General features: G+C 47.1%; 11 protein-coding genes, 1 tRNA gene and 2 rRNA genes. 6 read left to right on the plus strand and 8 right to left on the minus strand.

What is annotated here, in order from left to right:
- Positions 1 to 231 precede the first annotated feature (231 nt).
- A complete protein-coding gene (locus tag Q0R17_RS10985; protein ID WP_374759866.1) occupies positions 232 to 633 on the plus strand; it encodes a YidB family protein in 402 nt (133 codons plus the stop codon).
- Between the two features lie 87 nt (positions 634 to 720).
- Positions 721 to 2,087 (plus strand): IS3 family transposase gene (locus Q0R17_RS10990; RefSeq protein ID WP_374759867.1). Its coding sequence is split into 2 segments (ribosomal slippage): positions 721 to 1,186 and positions 1,186 to 2,087, totalling 1,368 coding nucleotides; the frame shifts between segments, so codons are not numbered across the junction.
- An 83-nt stretch (positions 2,088 to 2,170) separates the two neighbouring features.
- Here Q0R17_RS10990 and Q0R17_RS10995 read toward each other — a convergent pair.
- From Q0R17_RS10995 to Q0R17_RS11015, 5 genes are all read right to left on the minus strand, one after another.
- Entirely contained in the window at positions 2,171 to 3,373 is a 1,203-nt protein-coding gene (locus tag Q0R17_RS10995) for an amino acid aminotransferase (protein WP_293935096.1), read from the minus strand.
- 196 nt (positions 3,374 to 3,569) lie between these two features.
- Positions 3,570 to 4,151 (minus strand): BON domain-containing protein, encoded by a 582-nt coding sequence (locus Q0R17_RS11000; protein WP_293935097.1) that lies wholly within the window; start codon positions 4,149 to 4,151, stop codon positions 3,570 to 3,572.
- Positions 4,148 to 4,738, minus strand: a complete 591-nt coding sequence (locus Q0R17_RS11005) for a phosphoheptose isomerase (RefSeq protein WP_046351375.1) — start codon at positions 4,736 to 4,738, stop codon at positions 4,148 to 4,150. The genes Q0R17_RS11000 and Q0R17_RS11005 overlap by 4 nt, the downstream gene beginning before the upstream one ends.
- 2 nt (positions 4,739 to 4,740) lie before the next feature.
- Entirely contained in the window at positions 4,741 to 5,085 is a 345-nt protein-coding gene (locus tag Q0R17_RS11010) for a YraN family protein (RefSeq protein ID WP_293935101.1), read from the minus strand.
- Entirely contained in the window at positions 5,082 to 6,284 is a 1,203-nt protein-coding gene (locus Q0R17_RS11015) for a penicillin-binding protein activator (RefSeq protein ID WP_293935104.1), read from the minus strand. Before Q0R17_RS11015 ends, Q0R17_RS11010 begins: the two co-directional genes overlap by 4 nt.
- On the opposite strand from Q0R17_RS11015, the gene rsmI reads away from it, so the two are divergent.
- From rsmI to Q0R17_RS11030, 3 genes are all read left to right on the plus strand, one after another.
- Positions 6,279 to 7,163 (plus strand): 16S rRNA (cytidine(1402)-2'-O)-methyltransferase, encoded by an 885-nt coding sequence (gene rsmI / locus Q0R17_RS11020; protein ID WP_293935106.1) that lies wholly within the window; start codon positions 6,279 to 6,281, stop codon positions 7,161 to 7,163. The genes Q0R17_RS11015 and rsmI overlap by 6 nt on opposite strands.
- A gap of 200 nt (positions 7,164 to 7,363) precedes the next feature.
- Positions 7,364 to 7,448, plus strand: a tRNA-Leu gene (locus tag Q0R17_RS11025).
- Positions 7,449 to 7,610: 162 nt separating this feature from the next.
- Positions 7,611 to 8,078: an AtaL-like protein gene (locus tag Q0R17_RS11030; protein WP_293935107.1), complete on the plus strand. Its 468-nt coding sequence runs from the start codon at positions 7,611 to 7,613 to the stop codon at positions 8,076 to 8,078.
- A 94-nt stretch (positions 8,079 to 8,172) separates the two neighbouring features.
- Here the strand turns inward: Q0R17_RS11030 and Q0R17_RS11035 are convergent, their stop codons facing one another.
- Complete coding sequence (locus tag Q0R17_RS11035) at positions 8,173 to 8,943, minus strand: HAD-IIA family hydrolase (protein WP_293935110.1); 771 nt, start codon at positions 8,941 to 8,943, stop codon at positions 8,173 to 8,175.
- 285 nt (positions 8,944 to 9,228) lie between these two features.
- On the opposite strand from Q0R17_RS11035, the gene Q0R17_RS11040 reads away from it, so the two are divergent.
- Positions 9,229 to 9,810, plus strand: a complete 582-nt coding sequence (locus Q0R17_RS11040) for an acetate uptake transporter (RefSeq protein ID WP_293935112.1) — start codon at positions 9,229 to 9,231, stop codon at positions 9,808 to 9,810.
- 80 nt (positions 9,811 to 9,890) lie between these two features.
- On the opposite strand, the gene rrf (Q0R17_RS11045) is transcribed toward Q0R17_RS11040, so the two are convergent.
- Positions 9,891 to 10,004: ribosomal RNA gene (rrf, locus tag Q0R17_RS11045) — 5S ribosomal RNA — on the minus strand.
- A 135-nt stretch (positions 10,005 to 10,139) separates the two neighbouring features.
- Positions 10,140 to 10,253: ribosomal RNA gene (rrf, locus tag Q0R17_RS11050) — 5S ribosomal RNA — on the minus strand.
- Between the last annotated feature and the right edge of the window lie 152 nt (positions 10,254 to 10,405).

Here is a 10,405-nt window from a genome sequence, read left to right on the forward strand (position 1 = left end):
ATTGTCCCATGTTCTGCTATGCCACGACAACGCTACTGTTAAAAAGCTGACGAGGCGTAGAGTGTCTGTCTGATTTTTGTTAAATAAAATCGATGTAATGGGCCAGAATAATGGGCGATAGCTGGGGGCCTGCGGTAGTTCAGGTTAACAATTATCTTGGTCTAGTCTAAGTCAGTAGCGCCCTTTTAGGGCAGAATGGTCTTTCCTTCATCTTTGCTTGGAGTACACCGTATGGGACTTATTGATCAATTAGCTGGGCAGTTGTTGGGCGGAAAAGAATTACCAGATGGTTTAGTTCAGTCTTTATCTGGCTTATTGGAGCAACAAGGCGGTATTTCGGGCTTGGTTGAAAAATTTCAAAACGGTGGCCTAGCCGATATCGTGCAGTCTTGGGTGGGGACAGGGGATAACTTACCGGTTAGCAGCGAGCAAATTGAAGCTGTTTTAGGTGGCGATGCTATTGGTTCTGTGGCAGAAAAACTGGGTGTTAATCCTGGTGATGCCGCAGCCAAAATTTCTGAATACTTACCGCAAATTATTAATCAACTCACTCCAAATGGTGAAGTGCCAGAAGGAAGCGGGAATTTGCTTTCAGCTGGGCTAGATATGCTGAAAGGCAAGTTGTTTGGTTGAGATTTGCGGATAAAGCGATTAGGAAAGCCCCTTGCGTGAACTGCACCCCAAAAGTTGGACACCCGTCCATATTTTTGGGGTGTTTTTATGTCCAAGTACACAACGCAATTCAAGCTTTCTGTCGTTCAGCAATATTTAACGGGCGAAGCAGGCATCAAAACGATCACCAACCAACATGGTATCGAGCAGGCCATGTTTCGTCGCTGGGTGAGGTCGTTTCGCCAGCATGGCGAATCGGGGTTAGCGCCTAAATACAGTCATTACAATGCCGCATTCAAGCTCTCCGTGCTCCAGCACATGTGGGACAATCATCTTTCCCAGCAGGAAACGAACGCTTATTTTGATATACGTAGCCCCGCTTGCTTGAGCCAATGGAGCGCACAGTATGATGCTGGTGGAGTTGCTGCCCTTGAACCCGCGCCTAAAGGTCGAAAGAAATCACCCATGCCCATCGCCGAAAATAACACTGCTCCCACGCTGGTTGATGATGAAACCCGTAGCCGTGAAGAACTCATTGCAGAAAACAAACGCCTCCGTTTAGAGGTGGCCTACATAAAAAAGTACAATGCCTTAGTTCAAGCCAAAGCCCAATTGGCGCAGCAGAAACAGCGCAAATAGTGCTTGAATTAAGGTCACAGTTTCCATTGGCTGATTTGCTGAAACACGCTGATTTGCCGCGTAGCACCTTCTATTATCAGAAGCAGGCTTTGGCGGTGAGCGACAAGTATCAAAATGTCAAAACGCAGCTTAAATCACTATTTGCTGAACATAAAGGCCGCTATGGTTATCGGCGGCTCATGCTGGCGCTCAGAAAAAAAGGCGAATGGCTGAATCACAAAACGGTTCAGCGTTTAATGCAAGAGCTGGGTTTGAAGTCGTGCGTTCGGCCTAAAAAGTACCGTTCATACAAGGGTGAATGCGGCAAAGTCGCGCCAAATATATTGCAGCGGCAATTTAGTGCGGACAAACCGAATCAGAAATGGGTGACGGATGTGACTGAGTTTAATGTGCAGGGAGAAAAGCTCTATCTGTCACCGGTGCTGGATTTATACAATGGAGAAATTATCGCTTTTGAAATGGCGCGCCGCCCGGTATTTGCGCTGGTCAGTCAAATGCTAAAGAAAGCTTTAGCCAAACTGAGCGCGGATGAAAAGCCGCTGCTGCATTCAGATCAAGGTTGGCAGTATCAAATGGCAGGGTATCGGCAGCAATTGGCCGAAAAAGGCATGGTGCAAAGTATGTCAAGAAAAGGGAATTGCCACGATAATGCAACGATGGAAAGCTTCTTCGGCACGTTGAAGTCAGAGTTCTTCTACTTAGAAAAATTCACTAGTCTTGAGCAACTAGAGCAAGGCATCGTGGATTACATTCATTACTATAACCACGACCGAATCAAGCTGAAATTAAAAGGGCTGAGTCCTGTGCAATACAGAACCCAGACCTTGAGTACCTAGCTTTTATACTGTCCAACTAATTGGGGTCAGTTCAGAAATCGTGGGCTTTTTTATAATGCAAGGCAAAAATCCGCCATTAAAATTTACAGCACTTTAGCAATCGCATCGGCTACATAATCAATATTTTTAGTATTCAGCGCAGCCAAGCAAATGCGGCCAGTCGATACAGCGTAAATGCCGTATTCGTCTTTCAGCACTTCAACTTGCGCCGCTGTCAGGCCGGTATAGGAGAACATACCGCGCTGAGCCGCTACAAAGCTAAAGTCTTGCGCTACACCGCGCTCAGCCAGCTTGGCAACCAAGCTGGTACGCATGGCACGGATACGATCACGCATACCTGCTAATTCGTCTTCCCACTGCTGACGCAGTTCTGGGCTAGACAATACCGCCGCCACTACCGCGCCACCATGGATCGGTGGGTTGGAATAATTAGTACGAATCACACGTTTCAGTTGGCTCAGCACACGACCGGCCTCTTCACGGTTTTCTGTCACGATAGACAAAGCACCTACGCGCTCGCCATACATCGAGAAGCTTTTAGAGAAAGAGCTAGAAACAAAGAATTGCAAACCAGAGGCAGAGAACAAACGCACCGCAATGGCATCTTCCTCAATGCCATCGGCAAAACCTTGGTAAGCCATATCTAGGAACGGCACTAAATGACGTTCGCGGCAGGCGTCTACGACTTCAGCCCACTGCGCATCACTCATGTCCGCGCCAGTTGGATTGTGGCAGCAAGCATGCAGCACCACGATAGAGCCTGCAGGCATACTTAACAGAGCGGCCTTCATGCCCACAAAATTAACGCCACGAGTCGCTACATCGTAATACGCGTAGTTTTCAACTTTAAAACCAGCCGATTCAAACAAAGCACGATGGTTTTCCCAGCTTGGATCACTGATATACACGCTGGCATTGGCATCAAGGCGTTTGAGCAAATCAGCGCCAATTTTCAGAGCGCCAGTGCCGCCCAAAGCTTCTGCGGTGACTACACGGCCCGATGTGACTAACTCACTTGTCGCACCAAATACCAAATCCTGGACCGCTTTATTGTATAAACCAAGGCCTTCAATTGCTTGGTAGCCACGTGGTGGCTGTGCATCCATACGAGTTTTTTCTGCCGCTTTTACCGCAGCCAGCAATGGGATTTTGCCATTGTCATCGTAATACACACCCACACCCAAATTAACCTTACCAGCGCGTGTATCGGCATTAAAGGCTTCATTCAGACCCAAAATAGGATCGCGGGGGGCCATTTCTACTGCGGCAAAAATCGAGGATGTCATCCGAGGCTCCAAAAAGTAATAGGGGAAGGCAGACTTGTAATCGGCTTAAAGGCGCAAATTCACAGAGGCTAATTTTAGCATGCTGAGCTTAAACACGGCCCTTTCCTTGTAAGCTAAACGCATAAACAAGCAAAAGAGCCATGATCCAGCCGACTATCGGTAATCGAGGCCTGATAGCACGCGCCTTAGCGCAGGCTTAGTTAAGAGTTAATGGCTCAACCAATTTCACCACCTGCCGCACACCCGATACACGGCTGGCAGCACGGGCAGCAGAGTCTGCAATCTCGGGCTTACTCACCCCCATCAGGTAAACCACACTGCGCTCGGTAATCACCTGCAAGTGCAGCGCATCAGCATCATTTGCATCGGTTAGCAAGGCGCTTTTAACCCGCGCAGTAAGTTGCGTATCGTAGAGACGATTTGCAGCGGTAGAAGGCGTTGTAATCACAATTTCATTGTGGATTTTGCGAACTTTCGTTTGGCGCTGGGCAATCTCATATGCCTTTGCTTTGGCTGCTTCATCGGGGACTTCGCCTGTTAGCAAAATAACGCCGTTAAAAGCACTGACATTGATATGCGCTTTGTCTTTCCACGTATCAATTAAATCACTACTAATTTGTGAGCTTAAATCAAAATCAGTTTTGATCACTTCTGATTTACGCGGATCCGAGCCAACCATAGCCCCTACCGCCACACCACCAACCAGTAAAAGAGGTACGCAGGCAGACAAAGACGCTGCCAGCCCCATTGCGAGTAGTGCGTTTTTTAGCTGCATCATTCGCCACCCAACAGCATATAGTCCACCGCATCACATAGTGCATGAATCATGGTGATATGTACTTCCTGAATACGCGCGGTGCGCTGCACTGGCACACACAAATGCACATCATCACCAGATAAAATCTCGCCAATTTGCCCGCCATCGCGGCCAGTAAAAGCGATCACATTCATTTGCCTATCATGAGCCGCGTGAATAGCAGAAATCACATTGGCCGAATTACCCGATGTAGAAATCGCAATCAGTAAATCACCAGGACGCCCTAATGCATGCACTTGCTTAGAAAAAACCAAGTCATAGTCGTAGTCATTGGCAATGGCGGTAATTGCAGAGGTATCTGTCGATAAAGCCACCGCAGCTAAACCTGGGCGCTCACGCTCAAAACGCCCGACCATTTCGGCCGCAAAGTGCTGCGCATCGGCGGCGGACCCCCCATTACCGCAAGTTAAAATTTTGCCATCAGAGATAAAGGTTTGCACCATTTTCTCTGCGCCAATTCGAATGCCGGGGGAGAGCAATTCCATCGCCATTTGTTTGGCGTCGATACTATCCAGAAAATGCTGTCGAATACGTTGTGCTAAATCCATTTTTATCCCTCAGTGGCGTCTATACAGTTTTTGAGCCAGTTGATTGTTTCCCCTTCAATGCAAATTGCATCAAAGCGGCAAAGTGGTAAAGGAGAAACCTTTAATAGGTAATATTGAGCCGTTGCTCGCAGTTTAGCGCGTTTTGCTGGCCCTATGCTGGCAGCCGCTCCGCCAAAGCGCGTATTACGGCGCTGCCGTACTTCTACAAATACTAAGGTGTTACCGTCTTTAGCAACTATGTCAATTTCACCACGTTTGCATTGCCAATTACGCACAATGATTTTTAAGCCCTGTTGCTGCAAGAAAATCACCGCAGCATTTTCTGCCGCAAGGCCTAGTGTATTCATGGAGCTGGATTGGCTGCGGGGCGATCATCGCCACTATTAAAGCTATTCAGCGTGAGCTCCCGCTCTACTAATCCTCCACTTCCCATGCTGATATGCCCGCTTAAACCATCAAAATTAATTTCTGCTTTATTGCTTAATAAAATAGCCAGCTTCCAAGCATCCACGCCCAAAGCAAATAATCTCTCTACATCGTTAGATTGGGATCGAGTGCGATTCAACAAGGCATACTCACTATTACTAGGCTGCAAAATCCACGGTGTTTCTAGATAACGAATGCCACTCATATCCACTACAGCCGTTCTACTTAAGTGACCAGGATTAATTTGGCTAGTGGCAAAAACGGGGCGCTCATTCCCTATAAAAGGCCGAGACAGCCGTGTTTGCCGTGCATTGGCGGCAAAAAACACTGAATCATGTTCACCATCTTTTAATTGATTACGCAAATCCTGCGCTTGGCTGCGTGCGTCTTTCAGCATAAAGACCTTAGGTGGCACACCATTAGCTTCTTTCCATGCATCCCCAAAACCTTGCACCATTCGAGTAGACAGCGGGCTATCGCCTTGCAATACCAAGGGCATGCGCAAACCCTCATCAAACATCTGCCTTGCTGCCTGCTGTGCTTCTTGCTCTATAGATAAAGAAAAACTATAAAGCTGGGCGCGACGTAAGGTGCGTTCATCAAAGGAATTTAAAGCAATCACCGGAATATCAAAATCACCAATATCCGCTAAATAGTTAATTGAAGGCTTGGTTAAAGGCCCAATCACCGCTATCGCCCCTTGATCGCGCAAGCGCTGAAACTGCTCAAACACTTCAACCGGCACATCCTCAGTATCAAAAATTTTAACCGCAGGCAGATCAGCATTTGCATTTGCTCTTTCAGCGGCCAATACCCCCGCCTTAATCGCATCCACGGCTGGACGCATCGCCTTACTCTTGCCTGGTAATAAAACCGCGATAAAACCAGCGCCCACTACAGGTTTTATTTGCACAACTGGATTTACAACAACAGCAGCTCCTTTTTGCTCAACCGCGCTCGTCACTGGCGCGGCAATCGAATACGCAGGCTTACTCTCTGAATGAGCCACAACAGGGGCCGCAGCGCAGCCAGCTATGGCAGTTAAGAGTAGAGCACCGTATAGTACGGCTCCTAGCGCACTGCGCCGTTCCGAAGCAAAAAGGAGAGCCTTGGCGTGCATACCGAATCCATTCCTATTATTAAGTCCGCATTATATGTGGTCGCAACCCCTATCGGTAACCTTAACGACATGACGCCTCGCGCCATTGCCGCCCTAAAAGGTGCCGATGTGATCGCGGCGGAAGATACCCGTGTCACTGGGCAGTTACTTAAACACTTTAATATTTCAACGCCGATGGTGTCTTTGCGTGAGCACAATGAACACAGCATGGCTGAAAAACTCGTTGCCCGCATGCTTGCTGGCGAAACAATTGCGCAAGTCTCTGATGCAGGAACACCCGCAGTCTCAGATCCTGGTGCATTACTCGCAGCCGCAGCCCATGCCGCGGGCTGCAAGATTATCCCAGTACCCGGTGCGTCGGCACTGACTACAGCTCTTTCTGCCAGCGGCTTTGTATCCCCACATGCACTGTTTTATGGCTTCTTACCGCCTAAAACCAAACAGCGTTGTGATGCACTGGCGGAGCTTAAAGAACAAAGCTTTATTTGTGTATTCTACGAAGCACCACACCGTATCGTTGATTGCCTCGCCGATATGGCGGCGGTATTTGGCCCAGAGCGTGAAGCAGTGCTTTGCCGTGAAATCACCAAAACCTTTGAAACCATCCGCCGCCTACCGCTGGGCGAACTCGCGGCATGGGTTGCCAGCGATAGTAATCAAGAGCGTGGCGAATCTGTAGTCGTAGTGAACGCTGCCCCAAAAGCAGAAAAAGCCGATGGCGCAGATTACGACAAAATTTTACTCCCCCTCATTGCCGAACTACCGCTCAAACAAGCAGTAGCCCTAGCCGTATCCATTAGCGGCGCACCTAAAAATGCCCTTTATGAACGCGCACTAGAGCTAAAAAACAGCGCAAAAGGCAAGGAACCTTCAGCTTAAACACAAGGCTTGCTGACTCATTCGCCTCTTTACCGCCTTTTTTGTTCAGCTTGGCGAATGCAGCAGCAAGATTGATATAAAAAAATAATCTTTTATATCAATACACTATGTAATGCCCTAGAAAACAAAGCCTATTTTTTGTAAATAACGCTTGCCAACAGAAAAGTGTTCCTACATAATCCGACTCCTGCACTGAACGAGCCCGGGTGGCGAAATTGGTAGACGCAAGGGACTCAAAATCCCTCGCCGCAAGGTGTGTCGGTTCGAGTCCGACCCCGGGCACCACTCGTAAAGTACAGATAAATTAAGGATTTCAAGGCTCAGCCTGAAATCCTTTTTTTTCGTCTATCGCACCACTACGCTGCTGCCGCCTACTCATAACACTCAGCAAATCCACAAGACTCACAACACAATTCGCTATACTAGCCGTTTTGAAGGAGAGCTATTTTGCAACTCGAACACCTTGTCGCAGTTAACGATCCATCCAATGATTTAGTCCTAACTCGTGCCGAGCTTTGGAAAGGCCTATTGATCCGCGCCGAATGCCCCGATGTTTTTATGCCACACGTCGACCACGTTGAAATCATAGAGCGCAGCTCGCTACACCTGCTTCGCAAAATGATTATCGGCGCAATGCATATTCAAGACCGCATCCACTTAGTGCACGAACAGCATCTACGCTACGATACCGAGCCAAGTGAGCAACATGGCGGCGGCACGCTACTCATGCAAATTGAAGAGCCTGAAACGGGCATGCTATTTGTACGCTTTCATTACCAGACACCTCAAGATGATCAAGGCGAAGAAGAGGAATATGCAAAGTTTTTGAAGGCCGCATGGCAGCAAAATGATGTAGAAACCATCAAGAAAATTCGCGAATTAGCGGCGGAAGGCTCGCTAGCAATCAAATCTTAACGGCAGAAGATAACGCTACAGTACTGCCAAGACAAACCCAATGCCTTGGCAGTACACTTCTACACTTGCACGGCAATAAGCCAACCATCGGCTCTTAAAGGCTAGCGAAATCGATTTCACCCACATGATTAAAGACATAATCTGGCTTATAAGGGAACTGCTCAATCATTTCCATGCTTGATACCCCTGAAAGCACCAAGGCGGTCTTCATCCCCGCCTCCATCCCACCAACAATATCTGTGTCCATTCGATCACCCACCATTAAGGTGTCTTCAGGGTGCACGCCTAATTTACGCGTCGCTAGCGTCATCATCAGTGCATTAGGCTTGCCAACAATATATGGCTTCTTACCCGTAGCCGCCGAAATCGCCGCCAAGATAGTCCCAGCCGCAGGCTCACTCCCCCCTTCTACCGGATCAATCATATCTGGATTGGTGCCAATAAATTTGGCACCTCCATCGATAAAGCGCACCGCTTTTTTCATTTGTTCAAAATTAAAACTACTTGATTTAGCCACCACCACATAATCAGGCTTACTTTCTGAAATCGAAAACCCAACATTGTAAAGCTCATTAATCAAGCCGCCCCCACCAATAATAAATACCGTGGCACGCTCTTTTTGGCTACGTAAAAACATGGCCGTCGCCATGGCACTGGTAATGAAATTCTCTTCAGTTAAACCATGAATACCCAGCGCTTCAAGTTTTAATTTTAAATCGAGAGGCGTTTGCTCTGCGTTATTCGTTAAAAATAAAAAGGGCAATTGAGTACTCAATAAACGCTGAACAAATTCATTCGCACCGGGTATGAGCTGCTTACCACGGTAAATCACACCATCCATATCAGAAATAATGCTCTTAATCATCTTTGTCCCCTTATTTATCTACCACTTCATCGTAACAGCATCCAAGTTATAACTTACGCCCATAACAAAATAGCGCAGTAATAACCATCAATTTTTCACCAAAAACACTAGTAAATAATGTTTCTGAGCAAAGCCCCCGTTAGTAATGCTGCTGTAATTTACTCTGCATAAACAATAAGCTACATGCTTTTAACCCGTAAATACTGCCAAGTTAATCTAAGCCAACTTTTTCAGTCACAAGGCTAGGTATAATCGCGCCTCCTTAAAATTCAAACAGATATAAATATGCCCCAAAGCCTTCATCATATTCCAGACCAAACCGCCAACCCTGCACCATTAGGGCTACTCGGCTTTGGTATGACTACGGTATTACTTAATTTGCACAACGCAGGCGCCATTGAGCTTAGCGCCATGATATTAGCCATGGGGATCTTCTATGGTGGCATTGCTCAGGTTATTGCAGGGATTTTAGAGTGGAAGAAAGGCAATACGTTTGGCACCGTTGCATTTACCTCTTACGGCATGTTCTGGCTCACGCTAGTTGCCCTACTAATACTTCCCAAGCTAGGGCTTGCAGAAGCAGCCTCAGTCAATAGCATGACCGCCTACCTAGCCATGTGGGGCATCTTTACCGCATTTCTATTTATTGGCACGTTAAAGCTAAATAAAGCCACACAGTTTATATTTGGCTCGCTCACCATTCTTTTCGCTCTATTAGCCATTAGTGACTACACAGGCAACGCCATCATTAAACAAATCGCCGGAATTGAAGGTGTTATTTGTGGCGCATCTGCTATTTATACTGCGATGGCCCAAATATTAAATGAAATATACGGAAAAACTGTTATGCCTCTAGGTAATAAATAATCATAAACACATAAATCCTATACAAAAAACCCCCGATATCAAGGGATATCGGGGGTTTTTATTTTTCACTACAATAAGGTGTCTGGTAATGACCTACTTTCACACAGGTAATCTGCACTATCATCGGCGCTAAGGTGTTTCACTGTCCTGTTCGGTATGGGAAGGAGTGGGCCCACCTTGCTATGGTCACCAGACTTTAACTTGTAAAAGCTGCTTATCTTACTCAGCAACTTATCTCATATTTTTTAAGCTATAAAAACTACTGCTTCACTAATATAGCAAAACCCCCGCCTCTTTCGAGTACGGGGGTTCTGTTTACTACATAAGGTGTCTGGCGATGACCTACTTTCACACAGGTAATCTGCACTATCATCGGCGCTAAGGTGTTTCACTGTCCTGTTCGGGATGGGAAGGAGTGGGACCACCTCGCTATGGTCGCCAGACTTTAACGGGTTAATACGCTGCACATCCTGCTCTGCAACGCATTCAATATAGAAGAAGTAAACTGGGCACTCATGCCCACATATTATGCGCTCGCAAACAATACTTCGTTCACTCTCGCCTAAACTCAAATTATCGATCTTGGGTAGATCAT

It is taken from the genome of Iodobacter sp., from assembly GCF_025352645.1.
Classification (GTDB): domain Bacteria; phylum Pseudomonadota; class Gammaproteobacteria; order Burkholderiales; family Chitinibacteraceae; genus Iodobacter.